15 protein-coding genes are annotated in these 15,356 nt (G+C 63.6%); 7 read left to right on the top strand and 8 right to left on the bottom strand.

Features of this window, described 5'->3' with window-relative positions:
* Positions 1-80: 80 nt before the first annotated feature.
* The 6 genes from ACIPZG_RS21635 (at position 81) to ACIPZG_RS21610 (ending at position 5,349) form a co-directional block, all read left to right on the top strand.
* Positions 81-1,145 (top strand): ABC transporter substrate-binding protein, encoded by a 1,065-nt coding sequence (locus ACIPZG_RS21635; protein WP_400716741.1) that lies wholly within the window; start codon positions 81-83, stop codon positions 1,143-1,145.
* A gap of 95 nt (positions 1,146-1,240) precedes the next feature.
* Entirely contained in the window at positions 1,241-2,047 is an 807-nt protein-coding gene (locus ACIPZG_RS21630) for an alkaline phosphatase family protein (protein ID WP_008092910.1), read from the top strand.
* Complete coding sequence (locus ACIPZG_RS21625; protein ID WP_400716739.1) at positions 2,044-2,895, top strand: ABC transporter permease; 852 nt, start codon at positions 2,044-2,046, stop codon at positions 2,893-2,895. Before ACIPZG_RS21630 ends, ACIPZG_RS21625 begins: the two co-directional genes overlap by 4 nt.
* Entirely contained in the window at positions 2,885-3,691 is an 807-nt protein-coding gene (locus ACIPZG_RS21620) for an ABC transporter permease (RefSeq protein WP_008092907.1), read from the top strand. The genes ACIPZG_RS21625 and ACIPZG_RS21620 overlap by 11 nt, the downstream gene beginning before the upstream one ends.
* 1 nt (position 3,692) lies before the next feature.
* The gene (locus ACIPZG_RS21615; protein ID WP_400716737.1) at positions 3,693-4,682 is read left to right on the top strand and encodes an ABC transporter ATP-binding protein; all 990 of its coding nucleotides are present in this window, start codon (positions 3,693-3,695) and stop codon (positions 4,680-4,682) included.
* A 13-nt stretch (positions 4,683-4,695) separates the two neighbouring features.
* Entirely contained in the window at positions 4,696-5,349 is a 654-nt protein-coding gene (locus ACIPZG_RS21610) for an HAD family hydrolase (protein ID WP_400716735.1), read from the top strand.
* A 107-nt stretch (positions 5,350-5,456) separates the two neighbouring features.
* On the opposite strand, the gene ACIPZG_RS21605 is transcribed toward ACIPZG_RS21610, so the two are convergent.
* On the bottom strand, positions 5,457-6,419 hold the full coding sequence (locus tag ACIPZG_RS21605; RefSeq protein WP_400716733.1) for an NAD(P)H-quinone oxidoreductase: 963 nt from the start codon (positions 6,417-6,419) through the stop codon (positions 5,457-5,459).
* Positions 6,420-6,559: 140 nt separating this feature from the next.
* On the opposite strand from ACIPZG_RS21605, the gene ACIPZG_RS21600 reads away from it, so the two are divergent.
* The gene (locus ACIPZG_RS21600; protein ID WP_400716731.1) at positions 6,560-8,641 is read left to right on the top strand and encodes a carboxy terminal-processing peptidase; all 2,082 of its coding nucleotides are present in this window, start codon (positions 6,560-6,562) and stop codon (positions 8,639-8,641) included.
* Between the two features lie 164 nt (positions 8,642-8,805).
* On the opposite strand, the gene ACIPZG_RS21595 is transcribed toward ACIPZG_RS21600, so the two are convergent.
* The 7 genes from ACIPZG_RS21595 to nirB form a co-directional block, all read right to left on the bottom strand.
* Positions 8,806-9,174 carry a hypothetical protein gene (locus ACIPZG_RS21595; RefSeq protein ID WP_008101091.1) on the bottom strand — a complete coding sequence of 123 codons (369 nt, stop codon included), beginning with the start codon at positions 9,172-9,174 and terminating at the stop codon, positions 8,806-8,808.
* On the bottom strand, positions 9,171-9,509 hold the full coding sequence (locus ACIPZG_RS21590; RefSeq protein ID WP_400716729.1) for a multiprotein-bridging factor 1 family protein: 339 nt from the start codon (positions 9,507-9,509) through the stop codon (positions 9,171-9,173). Before ACIPZG_RS21590 ends, ACIPZG_RS21595 begins: the two co-directional genes overlap by 4 nt.
* A gap of 101 nt (positions 9,510-9,610) precedes the next feature.
* Entirely contained in the window at positions 9,611-10,051 is a 441-nt protein-coding gene (locus ACIPZG_RS21585) for a YkvA family protein (RefSeq protein WP_400642331.1), read from the bottom strand.
* Positions 10,052-10,331: 280 nt separating this feature from the next.
* Positions 10,332-11,072 (bottom strand): FKBP-type peptidyl-prolyl cis-trans isomerase, encoded by a 741-nt coding sequence (locus tag ACIPZG_RS21580; RefSeq protein WP_400716727.1) that lies wholly within the window; start codon positions 11,070-11,072, stop codon positions 10,332-10,334.
* Positions 11,073-11,303: 231 nt separating this feature from the next.
* Positions 11,304-12,236: a pca operon transcription factor PcaQ gene (gene pcaQ / locus ACIPZG_RS21575; protein WP_400716725.1), complete on the bottom strand. Its 933-nt coding sequence runs from the start codon at positions 12,234-12,236 to the stop codon at positions 11,304-11,306.
* A 140-nt stretch (positions 12,237-12,376) separates the two neighbouring features.
* Entirely contained in the window at positions 12,377-12,739 is a 363-nt protein-coding gene (gene nirD / locus ACIPZG_RS21570; RefSeq protein WP_400716723.1) for a nitrite reductase small subunit NirD, read from the bottom strand.
* Positions 12,739-15,291 carry a nitrite reductase large subunit NirB gene (gene nirB / locus ACIPZG_RS21565; protein WP_400716721.1) on the bottom strand — a complete coding sequence of 851 codons (2,553 nt, stop codon included), beginning with the start codon at positions 15,289-15,291 and terminating at the stop codon, positions 12,739-12,741. The genes nirD and nirB overlap by 1 nt, the downstream gene beginning before the upstream one ends.
* Positions 15,292-15,356 lie beyond the last annotated feature (65 nt).

Genomic DNA, 15,356 nt, shown 5'->3' with positions numbered 1-15,356 from the left:
CTGACCTAGACCAACGGTTCCCAAGCAACGGTTTCATGCATCACCACGATCGCTAAAGGCACCCACCCAAGGAGCTTCGGATGAAAAAGTTCTTCATGGCGTCACTGCTCGGCTCGGCTATCGCCCTGTGTACCTCGGCCATGGCCGCAGGCACCGACCTCAAGGCCCTGGAAGACGCCGCCCGCAAGGAAGGCGTAGTGAACAGCGTGGGCATGCCCGATGCCTGGGCCAACTGGAAAGGCACCTGGGAAGACCTGGCCAGCAAGTACGGCCTCAAGCACACCGACACCGACATGAGCTCGGCCCAGGAGATCGCCAAGTTCGACGCCGAGAAGGACAACGCCAGTGCCGACATCGGCGACGTCGGCGCAGCCTTCGGGCCGATCGCCGTGACCAAAGGCGTGAGCCAGCCCTACAAGCCGAGCACCTGGGACCAGGTGCCTACCTGGGCCAAGGACAAGGACGGCCACTGGGCGCTGGCCTATACCGGCACCATTGCATTCATCATCAACAAGGACCTGGTCAAGGAAGAAGAGCGGCCGAAATCCTGGCACGACCTGGAAAAGGGCAAGTACAAGGTCGCCATAGGTGACGTCAGCACTGCCGCCCAGGCGGCCAACGGCGTGCTCGCCGCCGCCATTGCCTACAAGGGCGACGAGACCAATATCGCGCCAGGGCTGCAATTGTTCACCAAGCTGGCCCAGCAGAAGCGCCTGTCCATGGCCAACCCGACCATCCAGACGCTGGAGAAAGGCGAAGTGGAAGTTGGCGTGGTATGGGACTTCAACGGCCTGAGCTACCGTGAACAGATCGACCCCAAGCGCTTCGAGGTGCTGATCCCATCCGACGGTTCGGTGATTTCCGGCTATACCACCATCATCAACAAGTACGCCAAGAACCCCAATGCGGCCAAGCTTGCGCGTGAGTACATCTTCAGCGATGCCGGGCAGATCAACCTGGCCAAGGGACATGCCCGCCCGATTCGCGCCGAGCACCTGACGTTGCCGGCCGATGTGCAGGCCAAGCTGCTGCCCAACGAGCAGTACGGGGCTGCGCAACCCATCAAGAATGCCGAGGTGTGGGAAGCGACGTCCAAGAAGCTTCCGCAGATGTGGCAGGAGCAAGTGATCATCGAGATGGAGTAAGGGCCTGGCTTTTCTAGTGCCTGAACCGGCCCTTTCGCGGATCAAGCCCGCGAAGGGGACGACGCGGTAATGACCGACACCCCAGCGGAGCAATCATGCAACACAACGTCATCCTGGTCCTGCTCGACGGCCTCAACCATCAGGTAGCCCACCACGCCATGGGCCACCTGCATGCCTATGTCGAAGCCGACCGCGCCGCGCTGTACCGTGTGGAATGCGAGCTGCCTTCACTGTCGCGCCCGCTGTACGAATGCATCCTCACCGGCGTGCCGCCGATCGACAGCGGCATCGTGCACAACAACGTCAACCGCCTGTCCAACCAGCGCAGCGTGTTCCACTACGCCCGCGAGGCCAACCTGGGCACGGCAGCGGCGGCCTATCACTGGATGAGCGAGCTGTACAACCGCTCGCCCTTCGACCCGTTGCGCGACCGCCACACCCACGCGCCGAAAATGCCGATCCAGCACGGCCTGTTCTACTGGGCCGACCACTACCCCGACTCGCACCTGCTGGCCGACGCCGAATACCTGCGCCGTCGCCACGCGCCGAACTTCCTGCTGGTGCACCCGATGAACATCGACGACGCCGGCCATCGCCACGGCCTGGACAGCAGCCAGTACCGCAACGCCGCGCGCACCGCCGACATTCTCCTGGCCGACTACCTGCCACGCTGGCTCGAAGAGGGCTACCAGGTGCTGGTCACCGCCGACCACGGCATGAACAACGACCGCTCGCACAACGGCCTGCTGGCCGAAGAACGCGAAGTGCCGCTGTTCGTGTTCGGCGATGCCTTCAGCCTCGACCCTGTGGCCAAGCCGCTGCAGACCGAGTTGTGCGGCACCATCTGCGAACTGCTCGGCGCGGCCCACGACAAGACCGTGTGCCGGGAGCTGCTCAAGTGACTGCAGCCAATAGCAGCAGCACCCGCGGCCGTTACCTGGCCCTGCTCTGCCTGCTACCTTTCGCCGTGTTCTTCGTCATTTTCCAGATCGCCCCGCTGGCCTGGGTGGCGATCAACAGCGTGCAGTCGGACGCCGGTTGGGGCCTGGAAAACTTCACCAAGGTGTTCGCCTCGAAGTTCTACCTGCAGGCCCTGCAACGCAGCCTGGAGATCAGCTTCTGGTCGAGCCTGTTCGGCATCGTCATCGCCACCCTCGGCGCCTACTCGCTGCGCCAGGTGGATTCGCGCCTGCGCGACTTCGTCAGCGCCTTCGCCAACATGACCAGCAACTTCGCCGGCGTGCCGCTGGCCTTCGCCTTCATCATCCTGCTTGGCTTCAATGGCGCGCTGACCCTGCTGCTCAAGCAGGTCGGCCTGTTGGAGGACTTCAGCATCTATTCCAAGAGCGGCTTGATCCTGGTGTACACCTATTTCCAGATCCCGCTCGGCGTGCTGCTGCTCTACCCAGCCTTCGACGCCCTGCGCGAAGACTGGCGCGAGTCGGCAGCGCTGCTTGGCGCCAGCCACTGGCAATACTGGCGGCATATCGGCCTGCCGGTGCTGACCCCGGCACTGCTGGGCACCTTCGTCATCCTGCTGGCAAACGCCCTGGGCGCCTACGCCACGGTGTATGCGCTGACCACCGGCAATTTCAACGTGCTGCCTATCCGCATCGCCGGCCTGGTGGCCGGTGACATCACCCTCGACCCGAACCTGGCCAGCGCGCTGGCCATGGTACTGGTGGGGTTGATGACGCTGGTTACCGTGGTGCACCAATGGCTGCTGAAGAGAAGCTACCATGCGCGCTGAGTCCTCCTACAAACCCCGCTCCGCAGCCCTGTACCACCGGCTGGTGGTTTACCTGCTGTTCCTGATCCTGCTGCTGCCGCTGGCTGGCACCCTGCTCTACTCGCTGGCTACCAGCTGGTCGGCCAGCCTGCTACCCAGCGGCCTGACCCTGAAATGGTACCTGGCACTGTGGAGCGAGCCTCGTTTTCTCGCGGCGTTCGGCCAGTCGCTGCTGGTGTGCGTCGGCGCCCTGGTGCTGTCGGTGGTGCTGATCCTGCCGCTGTTGTTCGTGGTGCACTACCACTTCCCTCGGCTCGACGCACTGATGAACATCCTCATCCTGCTGCCCTTCGCGGTGCCGCCGGTGGTGTCGTCGGTTGGCTTGCTGCAGCTCTATGGCAGCGGGCCGATGGCCATGGTCGGCACGCCGTGGATCCTCATTGGCTGCTACTTCACCATCGCCCTGCCCTTCATGTACCGGGCCATCACCAACAACCTGCAGGCGATCAACCTGCGCGACCTGATGGACGCGGCCCAGTTGCTCGGTGCCAGCACCTGGCAGGCAGCGTTCCTGGTGGTGCTGCCGAACCTGCGCAAGGGCTTGATGGTGGCCCTGCTGCTGTCGTTCTCGTTCCTGTTCGGCGAGTTCGTGTTCGCCAACCTGCTGGTGGGCACCCGCTACGAGACCCTGCAGGTGTACCTGAACAACATGCGCAACAGCAGCGGCCACTTCAACAGCGCCCTGGTGATCTCGTACTTCGCCTTCGTGCTGGTGCTGACCTGGGTCGCCAACCGCTTGAACAAGGACAAGACCTGACATGAGCTTCGTCAGCGTACAGAAATTGCACAAAGGCTATGCCGGCATCCCAGTATTCGAGAACATCGACTGCCAGATCGAACGCGGCGAGTTCGTCACCCTGCTCGGCCCGTCCGGTTGCGGCAAATCCACCCTACTGCGCTGCATCGCCGGGCTGACGCCGGTGGACGGCGGGCAGATCCTCCTCGATGGCCAGAACATCGTGCCACTGAGCCCGCAGAAGCGTGGCATCGGCATGGTGTTCCAGAGCTATGCGCTGTTTCCCAACATGACGGTTGAACAGAATGTCGCCTTCGGCCTGCGCATGCAGAAGGTAAAACTCGAGGAGAGCCAGGTGCGCGTGCGCGAGGCCCTGGAGCTGGTGGAGCTGGGCAGTTTCGCCGGTCGCTACCCGCATCAGCTGTCTGGCGGCCAGTGCCAGCGCGTGGCCCTGGCCCGCTCGCTGGTCACCCGGCCCCGCCTGCTGCTGCTCGACGAGCCGCTGTCGGCGCTGGATGCACGTATCCGCAAGCACTTGCGCGAGCAGATTCGCGCCATCCAGCGCGAGCTGGGGCTGACCACCATTTTCGTCACCCACGACCAGGAAGAAGCGCTGATCCTGTCCGACCGCATCTTCCTGATGAACCAGGGCCGCATCGTCCAGAGCGGAGATGCCGAAACCCTCTACACCGCCCCCGTCGACCTGTTCGCCGCGGGCTTCATCGGCAACTACAACCTGCTCGACCCGGACAGCGCCAGCCGCCTGTTGCAGCGCCCGGTGGCCAGCCGCCTGGCGATCCGCCCGGAATCGATCACACTGGGCCGCAATGGCGAACTCGACGGCGAAGTCCGCAGCCATAGTCTGCTCGGTAACGTGATCCGCTACCGGGTCCGGGTGCGCGACGTGGAGCTGGTGGTCGATGTGCTCAATCGCTCATCGGCCGACCTGCATGCAGACGGCCAGCGGGTATCCTTGTCGATCGACCCTACCGCGCTACGGGAAGTGGCCTAAGGAGATTCAACACATGGCACTGGCAATTTTCGATCTGGACGAAACCCTGATCCACGGTGACTGCGCATCGCTGTGGAGCGAGCAGATGGCGCGGCTGGGCTGGGTCGACGGCAAGGACTTCCTGCGCCGAGACCATGCGCTGATGGAGGCCTACGGCAAGGGGCACCTGCAGATGGAGGAGTACATGGCCTTCAGCCTGGAGCCGATTGCCGGGCGTACCCTGGAAGAGGTCGAGCATCTGGTCCAGCCGTGGGTCGAGGAGGTGATAGAGCCGATCATCTACGGCGATGCGTGCCGCTGCATCGCCGAGCACCGCAAGCGTGGTGACCGCGTCCTGATCATTTCGGCCTCGGGTACGCACCTGGTCGGGCCGATCGCGGCGCGTCTGGGGGTGGACGAATACTTGGCGATCGAGCTGGAGGCGGTGAATGGGGTATATACCGGCAAGACCCATGGGGTGCTGACCTATCGCGAAGGCAAGGTCACTCGGTTGCTGGAGTGGCTGGATCAGGAGCAGGAGAACCTGGAAGGGGCCAGTTTCTACTCCGATTCACGCAATGATCTGCCGTTGTTGCTGAAGGTGGACTACCCGCATGTGGTGAATCCCGATGCAGTGCTGCGCGAGCATGCCGAGATCAATGGGTGGCCGATTTTGAGCTGGGCTTGAGGACCATGGGGGCGCTCTGCGCCCCTTTCGCGACACAAGGCCGCTCCTACAACTCCTGTAGGAGCGGCCTTGTGTCGCGAAAGGGCTGCGAAGCAGCCCCGGCAATCTCAAACCACAGCCGGATCGATCACCATCACCAGCTTGCCCGACACCTGGTTGCTCTCAAGCTCGGCATACGCCGCCTGGGCAAACTCGACCGGGTAGGTATCGACCAGTTGCGGCGACAAACGCCCTTCGCTGAACAGCGGCCACACCTGCTGTTGCAGCTCGCGCAGCAACTCGGCCTTGAACCCGTCGTCACGGTTGCGCAACGTCGACCCTGTGATTTCCAGGCGCTTGCCCAACACCTGCGCCAGGTCCAGCTCGACCTTGCGCCCGCCCATCAGGCCGATGATGACCCAGCGGCCATCACGGGCCAGCAGCTTGAGGTTGAGCTGGCCATAGCTGGCACCCACCGGGTCGAGAATCACATCGAACGGGCCAACACCTTCGAGCGCGTCGAGATTCTCGTTACGCACCACGCCACCGGCCGCACCCAGGTCCTGACAGTAGGCCAGGCGGTCCTGCGAGCCCACGCTGACATACACCGGGTTGCCAAAGGCCTTGCACAGCTGGATCGCCGCCGAGCCCACGCCACTGGCGCCAGCGTGCACCAGCACCTTCTCGCCCGCCTTCACCGCGCCCAACTGGAAAATGTTCAGCCACGCCGTGGCATATACCTCGGGCAACGCGGCCGCTTCCTGCAGGGTCAGGCCCTCGGGCACCGGCAGCACATGGCGGGCGTCCACCACCACTTCCTCGGCCATGGCGCCGCTGGCCAGCAACGCACACACCCGGTCACCCACGCGCCAGTCGGCGCCCGGTCCCACTTCCTCGATCACCCCGGCACACTCCAGGCCCATGAAAGGGCTGGCGCCGGGTGGTGGCGGGTAAAGGCCCTTCATCTGCAGCAGATCGGCGCGGTTCAGCCCCGCAGCGGCCACCCGAATGCGTACCTGGCCGGCGTCACAGGCCGGGCGTTCGGCCTCGACCCAGGCCACATGTCCGTCTTCGCCTTGCAATGCTTTCACAGTGCCTCCATAGTTGAATCATGACTGAGCCTGGGGAACGCGTGCCCCAGGCTTTTTGCAGTATTTGTCCGGCTCCATGGAACCGGCAACGGAAAAGACGGCCTACTATGCGTGATCAATTGCCTACACGTCGAATCAGCATGAAGCATTTCCTCCCAAGCACCGCCCTGGCCCTGATGATCGGCCTGGGCAGCCTTACGCTCGGCGGCAATGCGGCGGCCGCCAACAAGTGGGACAGCCTGCAGCCGGACCGTGACGAGATCGTCGCCAGCCTCAACGTGGTGGAGCTGCTCAAGCGCCACCATTACAGCAAGCCGCCGCTCGATGACGCCCGCTCGGTGATCATCTACGACAGCTACATCAAGCTGCTCGACCCCGCGCGCAGCTACTTCACCGCGGCCGACATCGCCGAATTCGACAAGTGGAAGACGCAGTTCGACGATTTCCTCAAGAGCGGCAATCTCGACCCTGGCTTCACCATCTACAAGCGCTACCTGGACCGCGTCAAGCAACGCCTGGACTTCGCCCTGGCCGAGCTGAACAAGGGTGTCGACAAGATCGACTTCACCACCCAGGAAACCTTGCTGATCGATCGCGAGGATGCGCCGTGGATGAAGAACCAGGCCGAACTCGACGACCTGTGGCGCAAGCGCGTGAAAGACGAAGTGCTGCGCCAGAAGATCGCGGGCAAAGAGCCCAAGCACATCCAGGAAACCCTGACCAAGCGCTACAAGAACCAGCTTGCGCGCCTGGACCAGACCCGTGCCGAGGATATCTTCCAGGCCTACATCAATACCTTCGCCCAGTCCTACGACCCGCACACCAACTACCTGTCGCCGGATAACGCCGAGAACTTCGACATCAACATGAGCCTGTCGCTCGAAGGCATCGGCGCGGTGCTGCAGAGCGACAACGACCAGGTCAAGATCGTGCGCCTGGTGCCGGCGGGCCCGGCGGCCAAGACCAAGCAGGTGGCCCCGGCCGACAAGATCATCGGCGTGGCCCAGGGCAACAAGGAAATGGTCGACGTGGTCGGCTGGCGCCTGGACGAAGTGGTCAAGCTGATCCGTGGCCCGAAAGGCTCGGTGGTGCGCCTGGAGATCATCCCGGCGAGCAATGCGCCAAGCGACCAGACCAGCAAGATCGTTTCCATCACCCGCGAAGCGGTCAAGCTCGAAGAGCAGGCGGCGAAGAAGTCGGTGCTCAAGCTCAAGCAAGATGGCCGCGACTACAAGCTGGGCATCATCGAGATTCCGGCCTTCTACCTGGACTTCAAGGCCTACCGTGCCGGCGACCCTGAGTACAAGAGCACCACGCGCGACGTGAAGAAGCTGCTCACCGAACTGCAGAAGGAAAAAGTCGACGGCGTGGTCATCGACCTGCGCAACAACGGCGGCGGTTCCCTGCAGGAAGCCACCGAGCTGACCAGCCTGTTCATCGAGAAGGGCCCGACCGTGCTGGTACGCAACAGCGACGGCCGCGTCGACGTGCTCGAAGACGAAAACCCCGGCGCCTTCTACAAAGGCCCGCTGGCGCTGCTGGTCAACCGCCTCTCGGCCTCGGCTTCGGAGATCTTCGCCGGTGCCATGCAGGACTACCACCGCGCGCTGATCATCGGTGGCCAGACCTTCGGCAAAGGCACCGTGCAGACCATCCAGCCGCTCAACCATGGTGAACTGAAGCTGACCCTGGCCAAGTTCTACCGGGTTTCCGGGCAGAGCACCCAGCACCAGGGCGTGCTGCCGGATATCGACTATCCGTCGATCATCGACACCAAGGAAATCGGCGAAAGCGCCCTGCCCGAAGCCATGCCATGGGACACCATCCGCCCGGTGGTCAAGCCAGCCGCTGACCCGTTCAGGCCGTTCCTGGCCCAGCTCAAGGCGCAGCATGAAGCGCGCAGCGACAAGGATGCGGAGTTCACCTACATCCGTGACCGCCTGGCGTTGACCCAAAAGCTGATGAACGAGAAGACCGTCAGCCTCAATGAGCAAGAACGCCGTGCGCGTCACGACCAGATCGAGGCCAAGCAACTGGCGCTGGAGAACACCCGCCGCAAGGCCAAGGGTGAGGAACCGCTCAAGGAGCTGAAGAAAGAGGACGAAGACGCCTTGCCGACCGAGGATGAGAACACCAAACCGGAAGACGACGCCTATCTGGCGGAGACCGGTCGCATCCTGATCGACTACCTGAGTGCTAGCACCAAGGTGGCCAAGAAGTAAGGGTTAGTCGTGAAACGAAGGCCAGGCATGCAGATGCCTGGCCTTTTTTTTTGCGGGGCGGGAAGTGCTTGCCTTGGGTTTTGTAGCGCCGCGGACATCGAGCGCCGCGCGGACGGCGCTCGATCTCATGATGCTAGAAAACCAAAGCCGGGCGCCCCCGGGGCTCAGGCAATCTCGGGATAACTGTACTCGAACACCCTGACCACTTCAGAGGCATGCCAGGACGCCGCTTCCATGCCATCCACCGGCCCGGAAAAACGCCCCAGACGCTCCACACACTCGAAGAACCCCGTGCGCGGCAGGCGGCTGGCGCCCTGGCTGATCACCAGCGAGCTGCGCAGCGGCTGCTCGGCGCGGGCATCGAGCACGGCCAGGTATTCAAGCGCGGCGGTCAGCGTCTGCATGGCAGGGCTGGGCAATTGCAGGCGCTCGATCAGCGCACGGTACGTCAGCAAATGACGTTGACGGCGGGCCAGGTCAAGCTCGTCCAGCAGGCTTTGCCAGTGCTGGCGGCTGATCCTGACCTGGCTCATGACGGTTCGCTCCAGCCGGTGACGCCCAGGTGCCAGGCCAGGGCCCGGCGGATCGCCGCATCCGGCTGGCGTTCGCCGGATTCGATCATGGCCAGGTAGGCCGGGCTGACGCCGACATTGCGCGCCAACTGCTCGGCAGCAATGCCCTTGGCTTGACGCAACTGCGCCACCTCACTGAATGCGGGCAAACTGACGCTTGGTGCGGCCTGCTCGTCTGCCGCGGTAACCGCTTCGGCAGGTGCCTGGCCAGCTGCCTTGAGCAGCGCCTGGTACTGCTCCCAGGGAACGACGGCGTACTCGGGCTGACCGTCCCGGCTAATAACCTGAATACCCATTACAAACCCCCTTACTTTGGATTACAGCATGTAATCCGTAGGCATAACCCTTATGCCAATTATATTACCAAGTGTGGGAGTGTGTGGGGATCGGCGCGCTTTCAGTGGCTTTTGCGCTCCAGGCGCAGCGCTTCGGGGGTGTCGGGCAGTCGCTCGACCACGCGCAGACGCTCTGGCGCCTGGCTGTCGCGCCAGGCCTTGAAGCGCGCCAGCTCATCAGACACGGTCTTCAGTACCCAGCCGAGCACGGCGATGTCATCGAGAAAACCCACCCCCAGCAACCAGTCAGGAATGGCATCGATGGGGCTGACGAAATACAGCAGGCCGGCGACGATGGTCACCAGCGCCTTGGGGCTGATCGAACGGTACTCACCGCGCCACCAGGCCAGGCACAACGCCTGCAACAACTTGACGTCTTCACGCAGTTGACCGAGGCGCGGCCCCTTGCGGGCCACCGCGAACAGCAAGGCCGGCAGCCGGCCACGACTGAGCAAGCGCTCGGCCAAGGGCAGGAAGCGGGCGAAATTCCAGGGTGCGCTCATAGGGCCTCCAGCGGGGAAAAGGTTATCCACATTTATTGTGGATAACCTTGTGAACAGGGCGAAGTTTCTGACGGCAGGCGCCCACAAGGCAAGGGCCCCGGTCAGATCGGGCGTTTTTTACACAGTCGTTACAGTTGCGCAAACGATTTGCGTCGCAGGCGTCCCCTTTCTTCACACCGTCCTTGCTCGGACAGTAGCGCTGTCCTGAGGTTCGCTCGAAGCCGGCGGCACAAACGAAAACGCCCCGTCGAAACGGGGCGTTATCACCTACCTGTCTTGCTTAGTTGGCAGGGGCTTCGGCTTCAGGCGCCTCGCCTTGCAGCTGGGCCGGGTCCTTGATGGCGATCAGTTCCAGGTCGAACACCAGGACCGAGTTCGCCGGGATCAGCGGGCTCGGGCTCTGTGCGCCGTAGGCCAGTTCAGCCGGAATGAACAGCTTGTACTTCTCGCCGACGTGCATCAGTTGCAGGCCTTCGACCCAACCCGGGATCACGCCGCTGACGGGCAGGTCGATCGGGCTGCCGCGCTCGACCGAGCTGTCGAACACCTTGCCGTCGATGAGCTTGCCTTCGTAGTGGACAGTGACCACATCGGTCGGCTTGGGCTGTGGGCCGTCAGCCTTCTTGACCACTTCGTACTGCAAGCCCGAGGCGGTAGTGACCACGCCTGCCTTCTTGGCGTTTTCTTCGAGGAATTTCTTGCCGGCGCTGGCCGCTTCTTCGCTGGCCTTGGCCAGGCGCTCCTCGGCGCGCTTCTGCAGCGAGGTGAAGGCCTCTACCAGCTCTTCGTCCTTGATGCGTTGTTCTTTCTTGCCAACGGCGTCTTCGATGCCGAGGGCGACGGCTTTGGAATCAAGGTCTTCCATGCCTTCCTGGGCCAGGCTCTTGCCCATGTTCAGGCCGATACCGTAGGAGGCTTTCTGTGCCGGAGTCTTCAGCTCGGGGCTGCTGGCTTGTTGATCACAGCCAGCCAGTACCAGGCCTACCAGGGCAACCGCAGCCGCCAAACGATGCTGTTTCATGCTATTTCCTTGTTCATGCGCCATGTGGGCAATCAGGGTAAAGCCGCGAGCTTATCAGGCGGCCATTACCAATGGCTACCGGCATAAGAGCGGGTTCTGGTAAGGAAGTTCAGTGCTTAAAAGGTAATTCATCCACAGAACACAGCCACTGGCCAGTATTGACCCTTGATTGCGGTTTTGCTCGAAATTTATGGCGATTAATGTCTTAAAGTTCTGAGCGCGGACAGCTGATCAGGGATAAACATCGTTGCGATACTGCTCCGCGACCTCGCGCAGCACCTCGCATACCCACTGCCCCGGCAGGCTTTGCGGCAAGGCGGCATTGCGGCAGATACCCACCGAACCGCCCGGTTCGCGCACCCCCAGGTCAAGCTCGGCCAACTCGCCACGGCGCAAATCGAGCAACACGGCATCGCGCGGTGCTACCCACACCCCATCACTGCCCAGCAGATAGCGCCGGCTCAACGCCAGCGACAAGGTCTCCAGGCGCTGCGCCGGCATCTGGATGCCGCACTGCACGAACAGGCTGTCGGCGTGCTGGCGAATGGTGGTGCCCGACGGTGGCAGCACCAGGGGGTAGCGGCTCACCTGCGCCCGCTCCACCGGCACTTTCGCCAGCAGGGGGTGCCCGGGGCGGACCACTAGGGCCATCGATTCGCTGTACAGGTGCTCGAACGACAAGCCCTGGATCTGCGGGCTGTCGGTCATGCGCCCGACCACCAGCTCCAGCTCTCCCAGGTGCAGCTGCCCAAGCAGCTGCGCACTGACACCGGTGACCACACTGATCACCAGCGCTTCATGGCGTTGGTGCAGGCGGCACAGGACTTCCGGCATGAGCAGGCCCTCGACCGTAGACAGCACGCCAATGCGTACCTGCGACGGCGCCCGCGCTTCGCCTCGCAAGCTGCTCACGCCATCGCGCAGGGCCTGCACGCTGGGACCGGCATAGCGCATGAAGCGGCTACCGGCGGAGGTCAGCACCACACCCTGGCGACTGCGTTCGAACAAGCGCGCCTCGAGCAGGTCTTCGAGCTCTTTGAGGGTCTTGGAGATGGCCGGCTGGCTGATGGACAGGATGTTGGCCGCCCTGGCCAGGCTGCCCTGCCGGGCAATCTCCAGGAAACACAACAGGTGGCGGTACTTGATGCGGGTGTCGAGGTTCATGCGGGCAAGCTTAACGCATTGATGTTGTCTGTACCGGCCTCATCGCCGGCAAGCCGGCTCCCACAGGGACATCACTGCCTTGAGAACAGTGGCGTACCTGTGGGAGCCGGCTTGCCGGCGATGGGGCCTGCGCAGTTGCATCAGGCCACCGCCAGCTCCACAGCCTCCCCGTTCATCCGCACCGGCCACACCCGCAGCCGCTGCCCGGCATCTTCCAGACACTTCCCGCTCTGCAGACTGAAGTGCTGCTTGTACAGCGGCGCCGCCACCACCAACTCACCCTGCACGCTGCCGACCAACCCACGGCCGATGATGTTGGCCCCTGAACGCGGATCGCGGTTGTCCACCGCATACAGGCTCTGCTCCAGCCCTGGCAGATAGAACAGTGCCACCTGGACACCCCCGAGCCACACCACCACACCCGAGTCGGCCACCAGGTCATGTGCCTGGCACACCGCTTGCCAGTTCGCGTGGGTTTTCTCAGCAGCATTGGAAAGGTTCATCACACAGCCTCCTCGACGGTGGGGATCAGGTGCAGGGGTACAGCAGGCCGGCGCTGTTCCCGCTCACGAACAAAATGCACATCCGGGTCGGCGCGCCGGTCGTTGACGAAGGTACGAAAGCGCTTGAGCTTCTCGGGGTCGTTGAGGGCATTGGCCCACTCGCATTCATACTGGTCGACCACATGCTGCATCTGCGTTTCCAGCTCGGCCGCCAGGCCCAGGCTGTCGTCGAGGATCACCTGCTTGAGGTAATCCAGGCCGCCTTCCAGGCTTTCGCGCCACACCGAGGTGCGCTGCAGCTTGTCGGCGGTGCGGATATAGAACATCAGCACACGGTCGATCAGGCGCACCAGGGTTTCATCGTCCAGGTCAGTGGCGAACAGCTCGGCGTGGCGCGGGCGCATGCCGCCGTTGCCGCAGATGTACAGGTTCCAGCCCTTGTCGGTGGCGATCACGCCAATGTCCTTGCTTTGCGCCTCGGCGCACTCGCGGGTACAGCCGGAAACTGCGAACTTGAGCTTGTGCGGGCTGCGCAGGCCTTTGTAGCGGTCCTCCAGGCGCAGGGCCATGCCGACGCTGTCCTGCACGCCGTAGCGGCACCAGGTGCTGCCCACGCACGACTTCACCGTGCGGGTCGACTTGCCATAGGCGTGGCCCGTCTCGAAGCCGGCTTCGATCAGCTCGCCCCAGATCAGCGGCAGTTCGTGCAACTGGGCGCCGAACAGGTCGATGCGCTGGCCACCGGTAATTTTGGTGTAGAGGTCGTATTTCTTGGCCACCTGGCCGATCACGATCAGCTTGTCGGGGGTGATTTCGCCACCGGGGATGCGCGGCACCACCGAGTAGGTGCCGTTCTTCTGCATGTTGGCCATGAAGGTGTCGTTGGTGTCCTGCAGCGGCACCAGCGCCGGGTCCATGATCGGCTGGTTCCAGCACGAGGCGAGAATCGAGCCCACCGCCGGCTTGCAGATGTCACAGCCCACGACACCTTTGCCGTGGCGTTCGAGCAAGTCGCTGAAGGTGCGAATCCCCTCGACTCGCACCAGGCCGTAGAGCTCCTGGCGGGTGTAGGCGAAGTGCTCGCACAGGCTTTTGTCCACGGTTACGCCGCGGGCCGTCAGCTCATGCTCGAAGACCTGCTTGAGCAAGGCCGCGCACCCGCCGCAGCCACTGGCGGCCTTGGTGCAGCCCTTGACGGCGGCCAGGTCGCCACAGCCCCCGTCGATGGCAGCGCACACCGCCCCTTTGCTGACGTTGTGGCACGAGCAGATGGTCGCGTTGTCCGGCAGCGCATCGGCGCCCAGGGTCGGCGCACCGCCGCTTTGCGGCAGGATCAGCGCGGCCGGGTCGGCTGGCAGGGCGATGCCGTTCTGGGCGTACTGCAGCAGCGTGTCGTAGTAACTGTTGTCGCCGACCAGCACGGCGCCCAGTACGTGCTTGCCGCTGGCATCCACCACCAGACGGCGATAGGCGGCATTGGCTTCGTCGATGAAGCGGTAGCTGCGCGAGCCGGGCGTGGCACCGTGGGCGTCGCCAATGGAGCCGACATCCACGCCCAACAGTTTGAGCTTGGTCGACATGTCGGCCCCGGTAAATGGCTCGGCCGCCTCGCCTGACAGCAGCGCCGCCAGGTTGCGCGCCATGCTGTAACCGGGGGCCACCAGGCCGAACACACTGCCATTCCACGAGGCACACTCGCCGATGGCGAAGATGCGGGGGTCGCTGGTGCGGCAATGGTTGTCGATCACCACGCCACCGCGTGCGGCGATTTCCAGGCCGCTGGCCCGACCCAGGGCGTCCTGCGGGCGGATGCCGGCAGAGAACACGATCAGGTCGGTTTCCAGGTGTTCGCCACCGTCGAAGTTCATGCGGTAGCGGTAGTCTTCACCGGCGCTGATCGACTGGGTGGCCCGCGACAGGTGCACGCCTACGCCGAGGGCTTCGATCTGTGCCTTGAGCGCCGCGCCACCCTCGCCGTCCAGTTGCACCGGCATCAACCGTGGGGCGAACTCCACCACGTGTGCTTCCAGGCCAAGCGACTTGAGTGCATTGGCTGCCTCCAGGCCCAACAGGCCGCCACCGACCACCACGCCACGGCGAGCATCGCCGGCCGCGGCGCGAATCCCATCGAGGTCGTCAAGGGTGCGGTAAACCAGGCGGGCATTGCCGCTGGAGCCTTCGATCGGCGGCACGAACGGGTACGAGCCGGTGGCCAGGATCAAGTGGTCGTAATCGTAGCGGCCCTGGGGGGTGACCACCTGGCAACGCTCGCGGTCGATTTCCAGCACCGCTTCAGCGAGGTGCAGGTGCACGCCACTGGCCCCGTAGAAGCCCTGCTCGCACAGGGCCAGGGTTTCGGCACAGCTGCCGCCGAAGTACTCCGACAGGTGCACGCGGTCATAGGCGCGCTGGCGTTCTTCGCCGAACACCCGCACTTCGAAGCGCGCCAGCGCGCCGCGTTCGACCAGTTGCTCGACGCAATGGTGGCCGACCATGCCGTTGCCGACGATGATCAGTCGCTCTCGTTGCCCGCTGCTCGCTGTTGCCTTCATATGCCGATCCTCGATCAAAAAAAAAGCGCCTGGAGCCGAAGCTCCAGGCGCCTTTGCCTGTATTC

This window comes from Pseudomonas sp. NPDC089395 (assembly GCF_044749525.1).
Classification (GTDB): domain Bacteria; phylum Pseudomonadota; class Gammaproteobacteria; order Pseudomonadales; family Pseudomonadaceae; genus Aquipseudomonas.
The sequence above is the reverse complement of the archived record's forward strand: the minus strand, read 5'-3'. Positions and strand labels throughout refer to the sequence as shown.

Coding starts and splice junctions, on each gene's coding strand:
- ACIPZG_RS21635 (WP_400716741.1), top strand. CDS start 81: ATGAAAAAGTTCTTCATGGCGTCACTGCTCGGCTCGGCTATCGCCCTG.
- ACIPZG_RS21630 (WP_008092910.1), top strand. CDS start 1,241: ATGCAACACAACGTCATCCTGGTCCTGCTCGACGGCCTCAACCATCAG.
- ACIPZG_RS21620 (WP_008092907.1), top strand. CDS start 2,885: ATGCGCGCTGAGTCCTCCTACAAACCCCGCTCCGCAGCCCTGTACCAC.
- ACIPZG_RS21615 (WP_400716737.1), top strand. CDS start 3,693: ATGAGCTTCGTCAGCGTACAGAAATTGCACAAAGGCTATGCCGGCATC.
- ACIPZG_RS21610 (WP_400716735.1), top strand. CDS start 4,696: ATGGCACTGGCAATTTTCGATCTGGACGAAACCCTGATCCACGGTGAC.
- ACIPZG_RS21600 (WP_400716731.1), top strand. CDS start 6,560: ATGAAGCATTTCCTCCCAAGCACCGCCCTGGCCCTGATGATCGGCCTG.
- ACIPZG_RS21595 (WP_008101091.1), bottom strand. CDS start 9,174: ATGAGCCAGGTCAGGATCAGCCGCCAGCACTGGCAAAGCCTGCTGGAC.
- ACIPZG_RS21590 (WP_400716729.1), bottom strand. CDS start 9,509: ATGGGTATTCAGGTTATTAGCCGGGACGGTCAGCCCGAGTACGCCGTC.
- ACIPZG_RS21585 (WP_400642331.1), bottom strand. CDS start 10,051: ATGAGCGCACCCTGGAATTTCGCCCGCTTCCTGCCCTTGGCCGAGCGC.
- ACIPZG_RS21580 (WP_400716727.1), bottom strand. CDS start 11,072: ATGAAACAGCATCGTTTGGCGGCTGCGGTTGCCCTGGTAGGCCTGGTA.
- pcaQ (WP_400716725.1), bottom strand. CDS start 12,236: ATGAACCTCGACACCCGCATCAAGTACCGCCACCTGTTGTGTTTCCTG.
- nirD (WP_400716723.1), bottom strand. CDS start 12,739: ATGAACCTTTCCAATGCTGCTGAGAAAACCCACGCGAACTGGCAAGCG.
- nirB (WP_400716721.1), bottom strand. CDS start 15,291: ATGAAGGCAACAGCGAGCAGCGGGCAACGAGAGCGACTGATCATCGTC.